Here is a 17,351-nt window from a genome sequence, read left to right as displayed (position 1 = left end):
TCAAAAAAAGAGGTGAAGATTTCATGACTATAAATAATGTTTGGATTATAACCGATGATCAAAACGCCGTAGGAGAGCTGTGCGGCGGCGGGCACCAACTTGGTGAGAAAATATCTATCGTTTTGTTTGGTGATCAAAATCAAGCGGAAGAAGCCATTGCATCTGGGGCTGACTATGTATACTTGTTTGAACAACCTGAGGATTCAGTAATGATTGAAGATTATTCTAAATCGATCGCGGGATTGCTACGAGCAGAAAAGGCTGACTTAGTGCTAGTCTATTCTTCTATACGTGGCAAGCTAATGGCTGGAAGGATTGCTTCTCAATTAGGTACTAGTGCATTGTCGAATGTATCGGAGCTCACCTTAGATGATAGCAGCATTATCGCGAAACACATGGTTTACGGTGGTGCAGCGTTTAGAACAGAAAAAGCGTTATCAGATACAGTTGTCGTAACGGTAGGAACAGGTGTATTTGATGCAATGCCTAAGGATGCAGCGAGACAGGGTAAGGTGATCAAAGTCAATCCGGATGTCGTCAATGCTGGAATTCGTATTCTGGAAACTCGTCCAAAACAGGGTGAATTAGTAAATCTAAGTGCTGCGAAACGGGTTGTTGGAGTCGGAAGAGGTTTTATAAGCAAAGAAGATCTGAAAATGGCGGAAGAACTCGCTGTTTTAACTGGAGCCGAGATGGCGTGCAGTCGACCAATCGCCGAAGGTGAGAAGTGGATGAGCAAGGAGCGCTATATTGGAGTATCCGGCGTTGTCCTGAAGCCAGATATTTATATTTCCATGGGTATATCAGGCCAAATTCAGCACTTGGTAGGTGTAAACCAAGCCAAAACGCTAGTGGCAATTAACAAGGATAAAAATGCACCGATTTTCAAACATGTTGATATTGGTCTGGTTGGGGATCTATATAAAGTTCTGCCGCAAATCGTTGAGAAAATGAAAGCGTAGAATTAGCTACATTATTTGTTGCTGAGCGGCTGATACCGGCTTCTCAGTAGCATTTTAAAATCGATAATTATTTATCCCATCAGGGTATCTATAATAATCAGGCACAACTATTTGTAGGGGTGATAAACATTGGGTGAGGAAAAATTTGACGCAATTATCGTAGGAGGAGGCCTTGCCGGCTCTACTGCGGCTTATATTTTGGCAAAGGAGGGTTTGGAGGTTCTACTTATTGAAAGAGGTAATTACGGTGGTTCTAAAAATATGACCGGGGGTCGTCTCTACTCTCACAGTTTAGAAAAAATAATTCCCAACTTTGCAGAGGAAGCACCGGTAGAGAGAAGAGTTGTCAAAGAGCGTATCAGCATGATGACTGAAAATGATGCGGTAACTTTGGATTATCATTCTCCCCGCTTGGCAGAAACAGGCAGTGATTCTTATGTGGTTATGCGTGGTGAGTTTGACCGTTGGCTCTTTAACAAGGCAGAAGAAGCGGGGGCAACAGCTGCAGCGGGTATTAAGGTAGACCAATTAATTCTGGAAAATAATCGGGTCACAGGAGTTATCTGCGGTGGTGAGGAAATGAAGGCTGATGTAGTAATTCTAGCAGATGGTGTAAATTCTATATTAGCTGAAAATGCAGGTTTAAGAAAAGGGATTAAGCCTTCTCAGGTTGCTGTGGGTGTCAAGGAAGTCTATGGGCTGCCGGCAAAGGTTATTGAGGATCGTTTTGGCTTAACAGGTGATGAAGGTGCCGCATGGTTATTTGCCGGCTCTCCGAGTAATGGGCTGATTGGAGGAGGTTTCCTTTATACCAACAAGGAAAGCATTTCTATTGGCTTGGTTTTGGGTCTTCAGCATATAGGAGAAAGTGACAAAACTATAGAGGAAATGCTTGTAGCCTTTTACAATCATCCTGAAATAGCTCCTTTAATTAAGGATGGCAAGCTTCTAGAAAGAAGTGGTCACATTGTACCTGAAGCAGGCCTGTCTATGGTTTCAACCTTGTATGGTGACGGCTACCTGATTTGTGGCGATGCGGCAGGCTTTTGTTTAAACATCGGTTATATGGTGAGGGGCATGGATTTGGCTATCAGCTCAGGAGAGTTGGCGGCTAAGGCTGTTCTTGAAGCAATAAAAAAGGGCGATTTTAGTTCAGCCTCTCTCAAAAGCTACAAGAATATGCTGGATAAAAGCTTCATAATGAATGACCTTTCTGCATATAAGAACTTTCCTGAATTTATGGAAAACCCTCGTATTTTCAACCAATATCCTACTATGGTATCAGATATTATGGCAGATATGTTTGTGGTTGATGGAGAACCTCCAGTTTCATTACGGAAAAAGGTTATGAAGCATTTAAAGGCTGTTGGTCTTATAAATCTAGTAAAAGACGGACTAAAGGGAATGAAATCTGTATGAGTATAACCATTGAGGAAAAACTGGGAGTAAATAAATATTTTGTTGATGAAGGGAATGCCCATATAGAGATAGACCCTTCCTATCCTGATATGAGGGAGAAAATGAAGCTTATAAATGCCTGTCCGGCAGGTTTGTACAAGCTCAATGAAAATGAAACATTATCCTTTGATTATGCCGGCTGTCTGGAATGTGGTACTTGCAGAGTTTTGTGCTTAGGTACAATTGTGAAAAAATGGGAGTTTCCTGAGAGCTCAATGGGTGTAGAATTCCGATACGGATAATTAAGATGCAATATATATACAAGATAGCCCCATGTATTACGCGGCTTGGCTGCGATACTTGAGTGAGGATGTTAAGAGGTGTGAAAAATGGCAGATATAGTGGGGAACAAGACTTTGCGAGATATGTGGGATGAGCTTGTCCGTATAAACGGTGAAGAAAAAGTCTTGATCTTTCATGACTGCAACGGTAATAACTCTGAGTTTACCTATTCACAATTTAATGAAGAAATTAATAAAACGGCAAATCTTTTTCTCGATTTAGGAATAAAAAAGGGAGATAAGGTTGCCATTCAGCTCCATAACTGCCCTGAAATTTTGATGTGTTGGTTTGGACTCGCAAAAGTAGGAGCGGTTATGGTTCCTTTAAACACACAATACACACAAGAAGAATGTGAAGATATTATTCAAAAGTGCGGTGTTGCTACCGCAGTGATGGAAGAAAAGTTTTTACCTTTTTATGATCGAAGCCGACAGAACATTGATAACGGTATTAAAAATATATTGTTGGCAAGAAGTGAAAAACAAATTCCTGGGACCATAAATTTTTGGGACAGTAAGGAAAAGCAACCTAAGGAATTAAATGAGCTCAGACCTTTAAGTAGTGACGATGTAGTAGAAATTTTGTTTACATCAGGGACTACATCAAAGCCAAAGGGCGTTGTTATTACTCATTGTAATATGTTATATGCAGGTATTTTTACCGCCTGGCAGCTTTCGATGAGACATGAAGACCGTTTTTTAACGATTATGCCTGCTTTTCATGTTGATTTTCAGCTTGATGCCTTCATGCCTATCCTTACTGTTGGTGGAACGATGATTGTAGTGGAAAAATATAGCGCAAGAAGGTTTTGGAAGCAGGTCTGCGACTATAAGGCAACAATCACAGAGTGTATTCCAATGATGGCTCGTACACTGATGCTACAGCCTCAACAAGAATGGGAAAAAGATCATAGTGTTCGTGAAGTGTACTTTTATCTTGCTCTTACTAAAAAAGAAAAGAATGCTTTTGAAGAGCGCTTCAATGTACGATTGCTAAATTCCTATGGCTTAACCGAATCGCTTGTTGGCGTAATCGGCGCCCCTCCGAACGGTGAAAGAAACTGGCCTTCTATAGGCAAACCGGGATTGTCCTATGAGGCAAAGATTATTGATGAGGAAGGCAATGAACTTCCTCCAAACATGATTGGTGAGATTTATATTAAGGGAATACCCGGCAGAACTCTTATGAAGGAATATTATCATGATCCGGAAGCAACAGCAAAGGCCTTGAAGCCTGGAGGATGGTTGTATACAGGGGACAAGGGCTATGTTGATGAGTCAGGTTGGTTTTATTTTGTTGACCGCAAGGTAAATATGATTAAACGGGCGGGAGAAAATATTTCCACTACTGAAATTGAAAATATCCTCATGTGTCATCCGAAAATTGAGGAAGCGGCAGTAATCGGTGTGCCTGATCCTATTCGTGACCAGGCGGTAAAGGCTTTTATAATTTTTAAAGATGGTGAAGAGCTTAGTATGGAGGAGATCCTGGATTATTGCAAGGGGCGTTTGGCTACATTCAAAGTGCCGTCCTTTATAGAAACAAGGACATCTTTTCCAAGAACCTGCACCTATAAAATACAAAAAAAATTGCTGGAATAAAAAACAGATTTTGCTATGGATTTTACAGATAACATTTTTAAGAAGAGAAGAGAGGATGATTAAAAATGGCAATAAAAACGGAAATGGTTGGGCAAACATTTGGACCTTTTGAACGTGAATACGATTTCAAAGATTTGATTCTTTTTGCGCTTGGCTGCGGTGCTGGCGTCGATGGCAAAACTGATTTGGAATATGTTTACGAAAAGGATTTAAAAATTCTCCCTATGTTTGCAGCGATGCCGATTGTGGACAGTGAAGTCACGAAAACCATTGATTATGGCTATAATTATGCAGGGTCACTTCATTGGGGATTCGATTTACAATTTCACCAGCCAATGACGAAATTGTCGGGTAAATTAAGTACACACGTACTACTTAATGGGCTATATGATCGTGGGCCCGATAAAGGTTTGTTAGCACAACATATAGGAGAAACCTATGATGAAACAGGTGCCAAAATATTTACCAACGAAAGCTGGGATTGTTTGATCTATGACGGCGGGTTTGGTGGTCCGAAACCGCCGAAAGATATCGTGGAAATTCCGGATAGAGAACCAGATTATGAGATTGAGGAGCGGATTCCTGAGAATCAGGCGCTCATTTACAGATTGTCAGGGGATTATCACCCTCAACACATTGATTGGGATTATGCCAAAGAAAATGGCCAAATGAAGCCAATTCTTCATGCTGTGAGTTTTGCAGGAGTGGCTTGCCGTCATTTTGTTAAAACATTTATTCCCGGAGAACCAGAGCGATTGACACGTTTCAAAACTCGTATTACGGCTTCACTCCTTCCAGGGGCAACCATTAAGACTCAAATGTGGATAATGGGAGAAAATAAGGTTCACTTTAGGGTTATAGATGCGTATACACAAGCGAAGCCTTATCTAAACTTTGGCATTATTGAATGGAAATAATATTTCATCATTAATCTATTGCTATACTAACTATATAAGAAGAATCGTCAGTACGAAAGAACGGGTTGGTAATCCGATAGAATATTGAAATGAAGCAGAAGCGAAGCCTTGATAACGTAATGGAAATAGGAAAAATCATCAGAAATACTGAAACAGGTGCTTCGCTTGGCTTCTATTTTTACAACATCGTATCGGCGGAATTGCGACTTCCCTAGGTCAGACTGTTAAAAAAAGTAGCTTAAGTGTTAATACCAAGATTGTACATGATAGTGATTAACGATTGTTTACCAAAAAGGGAGTAAAAAGTATGCAATCAAAAAAAACGCTCGATGATTTTGAATTTACACCTTTTCTTAAGAAAATGACCCTTTTTGCCAGTGGCGGTCCATTCTTGGATGGCTATGTCCTGGTAATAATAGGTGTCGCTCTTGCACAATTGAGGCCTCAACTGAATTTGGATGCACACTGGAGTGCATTGGTTGGAGCTGCTGCATTGGCAGGGATTTTTATAGGCACTGCTCTATTTGGATATGTAACTGATCTAGTGGGGCGCCAGTTGATGTTTACCGTTGATATCATTGCAATTGCAATCATTTCCATTGGGACTATGTTTATTTCTTCTCCAATACAGCTTGTTGTCATGAGGTTTTTAATAGGAATTGTTATTGGGGCGGACTACCCGATTGCAACTTCTCTGGTAGCGGAATTTACACCACGAAAGTACAGGGCACTTTCTATAGGGTTTATTGCAGCCGTATGGTATTTAGGAGCAACCGCAGCGGATATTGTGGGATATTATTTGTCCGATGTAGATGGTGGCTGGCGGTGGATGCTAGGTAGCGCTTTTATACCTTGTGTGATCCTTCTAATTGGACGGTGGGGAACTCCGGAATCACCCCGATGGCTGGCACAAAAAGGGCGCGTTGAGGAGGCCCGTGCAGTTGTACTACGGTTATTTGGTGCCGATGTGGAATTAGAACCGGAAGAAGTCAAGGAAACACGTTATAGCAAGATATTTGAAAAAGGATATTTCAGAAGAATGATATTTGTTGGTACCATATGGGCATGTCAGGTGGTGCCTATGTTTGGTTTATATACATTTGGTCCTCAGATAATGAGTGCATTTGGCTTTGGGGCAGGAAAGCAAGCTATTTTAGGTGATATCATCATTAGTATGTTCTTTTTAATCGGCTGTGTTCCTGCAATGTTTTGGTTGAATTCTATTGGCCGTCGTCCTTTGCTTATTGGGAGCTTTACAATCATGAGTATTGCATTAGCTGTTTTGGGATTTTTTCCAAATGCCAATATATGGATTGTGGTTATTGCTTTTGGAACATATGCCTTCTTTTCTGGTGGCCCTGGCATTTTGCAATGGCTTTATCCAAATGAACTTTTTCCAACTGAGATTCGGGCTTCGGCAGTGGGTGCAGCTATGGCTTTTAGCCGAATCGGGACCGTTTTATCTACCTACGCATTACCCATTTTTATGAATGCTTACGGAATTGGACCAACACTGCTTGTTGGCTTTGCAATCTCAGTTCTTGGACTGGGTGTGTCAATCGCTATGGCTCCTGAAACAAAAGGATTAACGTTAGCTGAATCAAGTTCGGTGGATTATAAACATTAAAGAACATCTCATATCAAACAGCAGCATGCCATAAGCAGTATGTTGCTGTTTAGTATTGGAATTTAGAAAGAGTTGCGATATATAAAAGTGATAAGGTTATATATATGCAGGCTTAACTGTAGCTCAATTCCAGTGGCCTATACCTTGTCCCGCTATCGGAGGATACAACTAATGCACAAGCTTCGAGGAATTATTTTTATAATTGTTTCCGCTTCTTTTTTTGGTATTATGCCGATATGGGTCAAACTAGCCTATACAACAGGACTCACTGCCTTCGATGTTACCTTCTTGCGTTCAGGTATGGCTGTTGCTATGCTCGGAATATTCATACGCTACCGCAAGATTGATTTTCATGTCGAGAAGCAGCAGCTAATTCCGTTGTTATTATCGAGTACGCTAGGTTATACAGCCACAATTGTAACTTTGTATTTATCTTATAAATATGTTAGTGCCGGCGTGGCTACTTCGCTTCATTTCCTATTTCCCGTACTGGTCATGCTGTTATCTTATTTCATATATCATGAAAGACTGCAGTTTTATAAATGGATAGCTCTTCTGACATCTCTGGGAGGCATTTACCTGATGGCTGGTCTAGGGGGGAGCAGTTTTTCTCTCTGGGGAGTTGGCCTAGCTATAAGTTCAGCCGTATTTTTTGCCATTTATGTGCTATCAATTAATCATCCTCAGCTGAAAAAGATGAACAGCCTGGTGCTTGCTTTTTATGCTTGCTTGATAGCATCCATCACTTCACTGATACTGCTTGTAGCTTGGGGGAATTGGCCGATGGCTGTTACGTTGGAAGGTTTGTACTATACGGGTTTGGTAAGCTTTTTCTGTACCGCCTTGGCGCTGATTTTCTTCATAAAAGGTGTACAAAGCATCGGCTCGGCAAATGCTTCCATACTTAGTACCCTGGAGCCGGTGGTCAGCCTGGGGGCAGGTATCATCGTTTTATATGAATCAATAAACAGGTATACATTACTGGGATGTACATTGATAATAGCTGCCGTCATTCTTATCGGCTATTCAGACCTAAGTGAGGATTTCCCCACCAGAGAAAGAACTAAAAATATATTCAAAAGTAATCGAAACCTCTAGGGGGGGCAGGTGGTTTGACTTTTGTTAGTCCTGATCCCTCATAATTTAAAAAAGTAAATAGCTTAGCACAAGCCCATATGAAATCAATCCTCATAAGGTGTTCACTGAGAGGTGTTAATTTATGTTAAATATCATATTGATTATCGTTTTACAGCTTATATATGTACCTATATATACACTAAGAACATTGTTTCTTGTAAAAAATATTACGGTTCTTGCTGCGATAATGGGGATTATTGAAACATTAATTTATGTATTTGGCCTTTCGCTGATTTTCAACGGGGATAAAAGTTTCACTTCTATGATCGTGTACTCAATAGGATTTGGTATAGGGATTATTTTAGGAACAAGATTGGAACAGAAATTAGCCCTTGGTTATATTATTGTTACCGTGAACACACCAATGAAAAATAGCGAATTGGTTCGTACGTTACGAGAAAATGGATTTGGTGTTACATTATATACCGGTGAGGGAATGGACAGTGATCGGTATAGAATGGAGATATTAACAAAGAGAAATAGAGAAAGAGAGTTAATAGCAACTGTAGAAAGATTTGAGACTAATGCTTTTATCGTTTCATATGAACCAAAAAGATTTAAAGGCGGTTATATTTTTAAATAAGCTTAAATAGAAAAGCAAAGTCACATAATATGACTTTGCTTTTCTATTGTTTTAACTAAAATGGAGTTTGAAGGTTATGCTCATTATTGCTCATTTCAAATATAATACCTGATTATTATTCCATATGAATTTCATGCAGAATGTCGATATCTAATCGTTTCAGCTTATAATATAAACATTGCCTGGACAAATTTAATTCCTTGGCAGTTTGGTTAATATTACAGTTATTTCTTTTTAGTGCTTGGGTCAATATATCTGTTTCAACTTGCACCATTACTTGTTTATAATCGCTAATTTTTGGCACGATAATCGGTAATGTATTATTCACGAGGGTTTTGTCCTGAAGGAACGGGGGCAAATGCTGCACTTGCAGGGATTTGTCAGTAGGATCAACCATATTCATCGCATGCTCGATACAATGACTTAATTCGCGAACATTCCCAGGCCAGTCATAGTTTTTCATTATTTGAATAACCTCTACGGATATCTCGTCAATTTTCCTCCCCAGAATCTTATTATATCTATTAATGTAATTCCAGGATAAGGTAATTATGTCTTCTTTTCTGCTTCGTAAAGGTGGACATTCTAAAGTAACCACAGCGAGTCTGTAATAAAAGTCACTTCTTAGTTTTTCCGTTTCAATGGCTTCTTTGGGATCAATATTCATAGCACTGATAATTCGCGGATTGACAGGGATTTCTTTGTTACCTCCCACTCTACGGATGCGATTTGTTTCCAATGCTCTCAATAGTTTGGACTGGAGTACGATACTCATAGAATTCAGTTCGTCCAAAAAAAGTGTGCCGTTTTTGGCTTCTTCGAACAACCCGACTTTATTCTCAGCTCCAGTAAATGCACCCTTATTTGTCCCAAACAGGATGCTTTCTAATAAAGTATCTGGAATGGCTGAACAGTTAACCGCGATAAAAGGCTCTTTAGCTCTTGAACTATCGTTATGGATACTCTGAGCAAATAGCTCTTTACCTGTTCCAGTTTCTCCAAGAATCATAATCCGTGATTCCGAGCGGGCCATTCTTTTCGCAGTATTCATTACGCTTTTCATGCATTCTCCAGAACCTAGGATGTCATCAAAACAAAATTGGGTTCCATTATTACTCATTTTCTGTAGTTGATTATAAAGCGCTTTTTGAAGTTGAATTACTTTGTCGGTAAGCGCTTCTATTTTGCTCGTGTCTCGACTTATAGCAAATGAACCGATTACCTCTCCCTTCGAAAAAACCGGATATATATCCATTAGGAACTCAATGGGGTGACCATTCGCTGAAGTATATCTTAAAATAGTATTTTTTAATACCTTTTTTTCATTTATTGCTTTGACATGTACACTATTTTCTTTACCAAGTTTGTAAACATCCAATACATTTTTTCCTAATATATCGTTAATTTTGTAGCCATCTATATCTTCAAAACCTTTTGATATGAAAACAATTTTACCTGTGGCGTCAACCATTGAAAAATAACAGTCTTCAAAACAATCTAAGGAATTAATAATCAATTTAAATTCGGCATCTATATTTTTAAAGCTTGTTTCGGATTCGAATAGAGATTTTGAGGGATTGGTTCTAGTCATCTAAAGTATCTCCTTAATGTCATTTATATATGTTGACAATAATGTTGAAACTCTGCTGAAGTTTTGGTTGGATGTTTTATGTTTCCCTTGTGCTATTTGTTGTCTTTATTCAAGATAAAGTTAACTCTGTTATGTTTCTCCATTTATAAAATGTACTAATCGTTTTAGGGATAAAATCTGATCCGATAGAATGCAATAAGGAATATTAATAATACCCTTCCAAGGATTTACCATCATTCCATTTCATATATCACTTTTTCCAAATTTGCGAGGATAGGACTTACCTTGTCATAAAGGGACGTCCGTATTGGTTGATTTTAATGTTATGATCCTGTCTGGGGAATAAAGATACGTTCAGATCTTTTTCTAGTTAGTCTATTGAATGAATTAAACTCAGTTGAGTGACCATCAAATCGATAGCTGAATGAGTATAATTCTGCCTTTAAGCTAAAAATAAAATATTGAAGCTGAAAGATATTCATTTTACTATAGTTAAGATTTTATGGATTTAATGAACTAATGTCTATAAATCATAATGTTTGTTCACAAATAGTCCAAAAGGAAAAATTCACAATTGTAACTTGATTAATTATTAACACAAAAAAGGCTCTTAGTGGGAAAATTGGTTGTTCCGCCAAGTTAAGAAGCTTTCCATTTTGTAATTGAAAGACGTTACATTGGGATTTCAAGAAACAAGATCAAGCATAATCAGTAAAGGTGAGGGTAGGAGTAAAGGAAGCTATATCTCTACCTGAAGTAGTCATTGAAAATCGGTTCCAATGGGGAAGTTAAGAAGAAGGTACCTCTTGGTTATTTGCTGGAATACCTTCTTCTGGATTTATAGGAAGAGGATTTTTTTATAACAAAAAATCAACCTTTGCCCTGGAATATTTTAATCCCCTCTTTTACCCATTTTTTATCGAAGGAATAACAATTAGAGCATAATCCTAATCTTTGAAACTACATCACTGATGGAATGATTCACTGATTCGCTCGATAGGTGTGCTCGATTATCTCTATATATGGGTATATCCAAATCTCCCTTTTGAACTTGTTCAATCCTATGTCAAAGAAAAAGTAGTACATATCGAGAAATCGACAAAAACCGACACACACCCTGCATAAACCTAAGTATCTTTTGCTGAATTTTCAAAAAAATCTCCGTTATACCTGTCCTGTTTGTGTTTTTTGTGCATAATCCCGTCCCCGCCATAATAAACTGTTACAAACCTAACAAAGGAAGTGTTCGAGGTGAGGAGTCGTTTGCAGACAGCCGTTTTAGTTGAGGACTTGATCATATTTCGTAATTTCAGAAAGTAGACGCTTTCTGCCGCATAAAGTTAAATAGGTAAACAATCCATGATTAATACAGTTAGCATCACATGCGGAATGACAGCATTAGAACTATGCGAAAAGCGGATCTCATTTCACGCTTCTCACTTTCAATTTAGGGAGGGCGAGTGGTGTGCACGATTACATCAAAGAGAGGACCATCAAGATTGGAAAGTATATCGTGGAGACGAGAAAAACTGTTCGCGTCATTGCGAAAGAGTTTGGCGTATCCAAAAGTACAGTCCATAAAGACCTAACGGAAAGACTTCCGGAAATCAACCCCGATCTGGCAAATGAAGTGAAGGAAATTTTAGATTATCATAAATCAATCCGTCATCTTCGCGGCGGCGAGGCAACCAAACTAAAATACAGAAAAGAAGAATTGGAGGAAGAGACAGTCAAGTAATATGGTTGAAATTTTTGGTAAAACTACCCATCCGAAATTGATAAAATAATAAACCAACCAGGCAAATTATCATGCTGGTTGGTTTATTTTGGTGATCAAATATATGTCAAGGCAAACTTTTCTTGTAATTTTGACATTATTCCGCAAAAATAATACTATTTTTGACAAATACCTTGTCTCTTTTTGCAGAGAATATGATAAAATAAACAATTAGGACAGACTTGGCTCGTCGAACTGGCAGCAGTGAAGCAACTGTTAAGAAGCTGAAACTGGCCAAATGTTTCAAGGAGGAAAGAAAGTAATGTTTTCTAGGGATATAGGAATCGATTTAGGAACGGCAAACGTGTTAATTCACGTTAAGGGTCGTGGAATTGTACTGAACGAACCATCTGTAGTAGCTATTGATAAAAACACCAACAGAGTGTTAGCTGTAGGTGAAGAAGCAAGAAGAATGGTAGGCCGGACTCCGGGAAACATTGTGGCCATTCGTCCCTTAAAAGATGGTGTCATCGCTGATTTTGATGTAACAGAAGCAATGCTAAAGCATTTTATCAATAAATTAAATGTGAAGGGCTTTTTATCTAAGCCACGCATTTTAATTTGTTGCCCAACCAATATCACAAGTGTTGAACAAAAAGCTATTAAAGAAGCAGCTGAAAAAAGCGGCGGTAAGAAAGTCTATTTAGAAGAAGAACCAAAAGTTGCGGCAATTGGTGCTGGAATGGATATTTTCCAACCTAGCGGCAATATGGTCGTTGACGTCGGTGGTGGTACGACCGATATCGCGGTTCTTTCAATGGGAGACATTGTTACCTCGTCTTCAATCAAAATGGCTGGCGATAAATTCGATATGGAAATTTTGAATTACATTAAGCGTGAATATAAGTTATTAATCGGTGAAAGAACGGCTGAGAATATTAAAATTAATATTGCCACAGTATTTCCTGGTTCACGTCACGAAGAAATGGACATTCGCGGTCGTGACATGGTATCAGGTCTGCCAAGAACGATTACCGTTCATTCAGAAGAAATTGAAAAGTCTCTTCGTGAATCAGTTGCCGTCATCGTTCAAGCTGCAAAAGGCGTGTTAGAACGTACTCCACCAGAATTATCTGCGGATATCATCGATCGTGGTGTCATCCTAACTGGCGGTGGGGCCCTTCTTCACGGTATCGATATGCTTCTAGCTGAAGAATTAAAGGTACCTGTGTTAGTTGCCGAAAATCCAATGGATTGTGTGGCGATTGGAACAGGCATCATGTTAGATAATATTGATAAAATTCCTACAAAACGGTTCGGATAATAAGGACGACGGTCCGGTGTTCTTTGGATATTTCCAAATAACATCGGACTTTTTTTGAAGAAAGCTGTTGTTGAAAGGCTGTTTTCGCAAAGATACTTAGTTTGGGTAGATCCATTTACCAGCGCCGGAGCTTCGACATTTCTTTTTTTCTAGTTTCTTTCAGTGAACTTTCTTATAATAGAATTAAGCAACCATACTCAAAGGAGTTTATATAAATGTTAGTAATCGAAAAAAATCAAGAAGGTCTTAAAGAAGAAGCGGTCGAGCCTCAGCCACCTAAAGAGCCCAACACACAAAAGTCTCCGGAAACACAACCAGAAGTAGAAGAGGCGACAGACAATACATCCTTACCTCAGGAACAGGCTGAGGAAGCAGTAGCAGCCATTGAAGAACCGCAGACGCGCGAACAACTGAAAAAGGAAAAGGCAGAGCAAGAAGAGAAGCCTCAGCATGGTAATAACCGAGTGCGGGTCCGACTGATTCCGATTTGGCTAAGACTCGTCATTGTTATTTTATTATTAGTATTTAGCTTAACGGCAGGAGTAATAGTTGGATATGGCGTAATCGGGAACGGAAAACCACTTGATGCACTAAAACAATCCACTTGGACACATATTGCGGATCTTATTAATAAAGAAAAATGAGGGGAAGGAGCTGTCTAGCTCCAGCGGCTAGGGGCTCGCAGGTCTTCAGCCAATCCGTCAAGAAGGTTAAAGAGCAACCTTCTCTCCAGCTTGTCTTATGCTTGTCACCCCTGGTCAAGCCGCTTCCGCTTTTCTTTGTTTTTCAGCCCTTTTTTAGTACAATATAAAATAAGTACCAATTATTATGAGGAGGTCATAAAATGTTAGATATTAATCAAATAAAAGAAATCATTCCCCATCGTTATCCATTTTTACTAGTTGATAGAATTTTAGAAGTAGAAGAGGGTCAAAAAGCGGTCGGCATCAAAAACGTCACCGCCAATGAGGAATTTTTTAACGGACATTTTCCAGACTTTCCAGTCATGCCAGGCGTACTCATTGTTGAAGCGTTAGCACAAGTGGGCGCTGTTGCCATGCTGAAAAAGGAAGAAAACCGTGGCCGCCTAGCTTTCTTCGGTGGCATCGATAACTGTCGGTTCAAACGCCAAGTAAGACCAGGTGATCAATTGCGGCTTGAAGTTGTCATGACTCGCGTGCGCGGAAGCATTGGTAAAGGTAAAGGAACCGCAACTGTTAACGGCGAAATAGCCTGTGAACTGGAAATGACATTTGCTTTAGGACCAAAACAAGAATAGTCTTCAAAAAGCTGTCCCACCTTAAATTTGGTGGGGCAGCTTTTTTTATGGACAGAAATAAATGGTAGAAATTTGAGATGGAAAAAATTTTGGGTTCTTGGGCAACATAAAAACAGACCTATGGATAAGGTCAATCAAAGAATATTTGGAAAGGGGTAATGATTCATGAGGAAAAAATTATTAATGTTGATTGGAGGCTCGGTGCTTTCAGCGTTTCTCCTTGTAGGTTGCGCAAATAACGTTGATGAAGACAATAACCCATCAATCAAAGGGACCAATGTGGACAACAGAGATAATAGAATTTTGGATCGAAATGGTAACAACGATGATAATGGCATTATTGGTGACAACAATAATGATGGGATTATTGATGATAACAATGATGACGTACCTGACACAAAAGACAGAAATACAGATAAGGATCTTGACCCTGTGAAAGACGATAACGAAAAAGGTGAAGATGTAATCGAAGATAGAAATGATATGAAAGATAAAGATCAAAAAGACGAATAAAAAACGAATGGCTGTCCTAGGTATGGGCAGTCATTTTATTTTGTAAAGAACTACATTCCTACAGACCCTTCACTAAAAGTAGAAGTATTGCTAGGGGGTGTCAAATAAGGTTTATTTTTCAACTTTTCCTTAAATTCATTAAGTAACGTATCGCCACTGAAACCTTTGTCCATTAAATCCTTAAGGAGTAATTCGGCATAGTTTTTCCGTGAGGTTCGTTTTAAAGTTCCTTGTAGCATAATGCTTATATTCGTTTCAAGTTTTCTTACCGAGCGGGCCTTGATATGGAAGGAGACGGGGTCATTATCCTCTTTGCTGATGACTGCTCTAACAATAAATTCTTGCTGGCTCTGCAATGCTTTTTCAAAAAATTCGAAGTTTGTAGGGGTGGTATAAACTTCAATCAGCCAAGTGTTTTGGTCATCTTCCTTATTGATGATCAAACCATCAACCAATTCAATGTGCTTCAGACCGTTCTCCTCGACAATCTCAAGTGAGATTAATCTAAAAGTTTTCATCCACATTCCTCCCATTCTGTTTTGTTTGCCCAAATTATACCATAGCGGGAGTGGAAAGCGAATTCCGTCAATGTCGAAAAATAGTTATAAGAAGGGCTGTTTTTGGATTTTCGAGGGGTAACATGGTCCAGAAATCGGAATTTCCCTTGTTTTCTTGGGGTTTTGACATGAATATTTTGGATAAATCTAACTTTTAACAATTTTACGACATATTGAATATTAGGCTATGATGGGGGCATCAAATCAGAGAGGAGATGAGAAATGATTAACCAAGTTACATTAGTAGGCAGATTAACCAAAGACCCGGAAATAAGGGTTACGACTGAAGGCATCCCTGTCACGCATGTCACACTAGCTGTAAACCGTCACTATAAAAATCAGAGTGGCCAGATTGAGGCTGATTTTGTTCAATGCACACTGTGGCGGAAAGCGGCTGAAAATACGGTTCATTATTGCCGTAAGGGCTCCGTTGTCGGTATTACCGGCAGAATCCAAACCCGTAATTACGAAAATAATGAAGGACGCAGAGTGTATGTGACTGAAGTTGTGGCAGAGGGTGTTCAGTTTCTTGGAAAAAGAGTGACAGAGTCTGAGCATGTAACAATACCAGTACCTGAACCGGATCCTGTGCCCGTGACTTTTTCGAGGGAGGCATGATGGTGTGGATGAATCTTTCGAACAGCTTGTAAAGGTTGAAAGACTACTGGAAAACTTAATCACCATGATCGGCAGGTCGAATCGTAGGTTGACCGATTTATCAAAGCGAGTTAGCCAAGTCGAGCAATATATTGTTGAGACTGCATCCTCAGAAACCCCCTTTCCTGATGCATGCTACACCTTTATTGCTCGAGTCGAGAAGCCAACCCCAAACTCGTAAAGAGAACCCACACAAATTCAAACCAACATTTCATTACATTTGAAATACCATTAACCCATTCTTAGCGTCCTTCCATAGAAAAAATCAATGGACCCCACAATTAACCCTCATTATTAATGCCTGACCCCAGTGCGGTGGTCAGGCATTTTCTTTGCCGCTGTAAAGCAGTGGGGGTCAGGCACACTAGCCTTGCATCGATGTATATAAGTTGAATTTATTCAAAAATTTCACAATGTAATTTAGATGTAGAATGAAAAAAGGCGAACAGGGTTTAAGATTAAGCCATTCTCTTTTGGAGTACCCGCATCGGAAAACGCAAATATAAAAACAAGTATAAAAGCAGGCAATTATAGCCTGCGTGAAATTTCTAAAAACGATGGAAATAGCAATAATTTGGTAGATGGATTTGGAAACATAAAATCGATGTTAAAGAAAACTTATTCAAGAATATCAGAAAATAGGGTTATTTGTCGAAATAAAATAATTTACAAAAAAAGGTATAAATGATATATTTTTCATGTTCTTATTTTCAAAATAATGACAAATAATTGCAATTAATGACAAATGGAGGTGGGAATTATGTTGAAAATTATGTCAATGCTTAGTTGTTCTGCTAATACAGCGGCATATATTATGTTATTTATCGATGCGTCAAGTGTTATTGGATTAATAATGGCGTTAACTGGTGTCGGTTTTGCAGCAGCAGCAGCAGTGTTTGCCTTAAAGGCCACTATTAAAAGAATGGCTTACAACTCAGCAATAGCATTCTAGTATTAAGATTAGAAAGGTAGTCACCGTAAAATGGTGTCTACCTTTCTGTTAATATTAAACCTTCTTTTTATTTCGATTCCAATATAGATAGGTGCTGAGGGAGGAAAGGTAAGCGTTACTCAGATGTTGGATAAAAAGGAATCTGCACCAATTGCTAGAATTGATCCCATTCATAATAGAAGAATATTAAGGGG

18 protein-coding genes are annotated in these 17,351 nt (G+C 39.0%); 16 read left to right on the top strand and 2 right to left on the bottom strand.

Going from position 1 to position 17,351, the window contains the following annotated elements; translation table 11 throughout:
• The first annotated feature begins 23 nt into the window (after window positions 1-23).
• From B1NLA3E_RS22060 to B1NLA3E_RS22025, 8 genes are all read left to right on the top strand, one after another.
• Window positions 24-962, top strand: a complete 939-nt coding sequence (locus tag B1NLA3E_RS22060; RefSeq protein ID WP_015596033.1) for an electron transfer flavoprotein subunit alpha/FixB family protein — start codon at window positions 24-26, stop codon at window positions 960-962.
• A 129-nt stretch (window positions 963-1,091) separates the two neighbouring features.
• Complete coding sequence (locus B1NLA3E_RS22055; RefSeq protein WP_015596032.1) at window positions 1,092-2,381, top strand: FAD-dependent oxidoreductase; 1,290 nt, start codon at window positions 1,092-1,094, stop codon at window positions 2,379-2,381.
• Window positions 2,378-2,662 carry a ferredoxin family protein gene (locus B1NLA3E_RS22050; RefSeq protein ID WP_015596031.1) on the top strand — a complete coding sequence of 95 codons (285 nt, stop codon included), beginning with the start codon at window positions 2,378-2,380 and terminating at the stop codon, window positions 2,660-2,662. Before B1NLA3E_RS22055 ends, B1NLA3E_RS22050 begins: the two co-directional genes overlap by 4 nt.
• An 87-nt stretch (window positions 2,663-2,749) precedes the next feature.
• Window positions 2,750-4,303, top strand: coding sequence for a crotonobetaine/carnitine-CoA ligase (gene caiC / locus B1NLA3E_RS22045; RefSeq protein ID WP_015596030.1), 1,554 nt, complete (start codon window positions 2,750-2,752; stop codon window positions 4,301-4,303).
• A 65-nt stretch (window positions 4,304-4,368) separates the two neighbouring features.
• Window positions 4,369-5,220, top strand: coding sequence for a MaoC/PaaZ C-terminal domain-containing protein (locus B1NLA3E_RS22040; protein WP_015596029.1), 852 nt, complete (start codon window positions 4,369-4,371; stop codon window positions 5,218-5,220).
• 307 nt (window positions 5,221-5,527) lie between these two features.
• Complete coding sequence (locus B1NLA3E_RS22035) at window positions 5,528-6,847, top strand: MFS transporter (protein WP_015596028.1); 1,320 nt, start codon at window positions 5,528-5,530, stop codon at window positions 6,845-6,847.
• Window positions 6,848-7,018: 171 nt separating this feature from the next.
• Window positions 7,019-7,945, top strand: a complete 927-nt coding sequence (locus B1NLA3E_RS22030) for a DMT family transporter (protein WP_015596027.1) — start codon at window positions 7,019-7,021, stop codon at window positions 7,943-7,945.
• Between the two features lie 121 nt (window positions 7,946-8,066).
• On the top strand, window positions 8,067-8,567 hold the full coding sequence (locus B1NLA3E_RS22025; protein WP_015596026.1) for a DUF5698 domain-containing protein: 501 nt from the start codon (window positions 8,067-8,069) through the stop codon (window positions 8,565-8,567).
• 115 nt (window positions 8,568-8,682) lie between these two features.
• Here the strand turns inward: B1NLA3E_RS22025 and B1NLA3E_RS22020 are convergent, their stop codons facing one another.
• A complete protein-coding gene (locus B1NLA3E_RS22020) occupies window positions 8,683-10,158 on the bottom strand; it encodes a sigma-54 interaction domain-containing protein (RefSeq protein ID WP_015596025.1) in 1,476 nt (491 codons plus the stop codon).
• 1,465 nt (window positions 10,159-11,623) lie between these two features.
• Here B1NLA3E_RS22020 and spoIIID point away from each other — a divergent pair.
• From spoIIID to B1NLA3E_RS21995, 5 genes are all read left to right on the top strand, one after another.
• Window positions 11,624-11,896 (top strand): sporulation transcriptional regulator SpoIIID, encoded by a 273-nt coding sequence (spoIIID, locus tag B1NLA3E_RS22015; RefSeq protein WP_015596024.1) that lies wholly within the window; start codon window positions 11,624-11,626, stop codon window positions 11,894-11,896.
• A 301-nt stretch (window positions 11,897-12,197) separates the two neighbouring features.
• Window positions 12,198-13,199: a rod shape-determining protein gene (locus tag B1NLA3E_RS22010; RefSeq protein WP_015596023.1), complete on the top strand. Its 1,002-nt coding sequence runs from the start codon at window positions 12,198-12,200 to the stop codon at window positions 13,197-13,199.
• 215 nt (window positions 13,200-13,414) lie between these two features.
• Window positions 13,415-13,843, top strand: a complete 429-nt coding sequence (locus tag B1NLA3E_RS24505) for a DNA-directed RNA polymerase subunit beta (RefSeq protein WP_015596022.1) — start codon at window positions 13,415-13,417, stop codon at window positions 13,841-13,843.
• Window positions 13,844-14,043: 200 nt separating this feature from the next.
• Window positions 14,044-14,478, top strand: coding sequence for a 3-hydroxyacyl-ACP dehydratase FabZ (fabZ, locus tag B1NLA3E_RS22000; RefSeq protein WP_015596021.1), 435 nt, complete (start codon window positions 14,044-14,046; stop codon window positions 14,476-14,478).
• 165 nt (window positions 14,479-14,643) lie between these two features.
• Window positions 14,644-14,991 carry a hypothetical protein gene (locus B1NLA3E_RS21995; RefSeq protein WP_015596020.1) on the top strand — a complete coding sequence of 116 codons (348 nt, stop codon included), beginning with the start codon at window positions 14,644-14,646 and terminating at the stop codon, window positions 14,989-14,991.
• A gap of 50 nt (window positions 14,992-15,041) precedes the next feature.
• Here B1NLA3E_RS21995 and B1NLA3E_RS21990 read toward each other — a convergent pair whose 3' ends face one another.
• Window positions 15,042-15,509 carry a YwpF-like family protein gene (locus tag B1NLA3E_RS21990; RefSeq protein ID WP_015596019.1) on the bottom strand — a complete coding sequence of 156 codons (468 nt, stop codon included), beginning with the start codon at window positions 15,507-15,509 and terminating at the stop codon, window positions 15,042-15,044.
• A gap of 261 nt (window positions 15,510-15,770) precedes the next feature.
• Here B1NLA3E_RS21990 and ssb point away from each other — a divergent pair, with 261 nt between their 5' ends.
• From ssb to B1NLA3E_RS21975, 3 genes are all read left to right on the top strand, one after another.
• Window positions 15,771-16,166, top strand: coding sequence for a single-stranded DNA-binding protein (gene ssb / locus B1NLA3E_RS21985; RefSeq protein WP_015596018.1), 396 nt, complete (start codon window positions 15,771-15,773; stop codon window positions 16,164-16,166).
• 4 nt (window positions 16,167-16,170) lie between these two features.
• A complete protein-coding gene (locus B1NLA3E_RS21980; RefSeq protein WP_041580793.1) occupies window positions 16,171-16,386 on the top strand; it encodes a hypothetical protein in 216 nt (71 codons plus the stop codon).
• A 579-nt stretch (window positions 16,387-16,965) separates the two neighbouring features.
• Window positions 16,966-17,157: a hypothetical protein gene (locus tag B1NLA3E_RS21975; protein WP_015596017.1), complete on the top strand. Its 192-nt coding sequence runs from the start codon at window positions 16,966-16,968 to the stop codon at window positions 17,155-17,157.
• Window positions 17,158-17,351: the final 194 nt, after the last annotated feature.

The organism is Bacillus sp. 1NLA3E, assembly GCF_000242895.2.
Taxonomy (GTDB): domain Bacteria; phylum Bacillota; class Bacilli; order Bacillales; family Cytobacillaceae; genus Bacillus_BU.
Note: the sequence above shows the minus strand (reverse complement) of the source record. Positions and strands in the feature narration are given on the sequence as shown.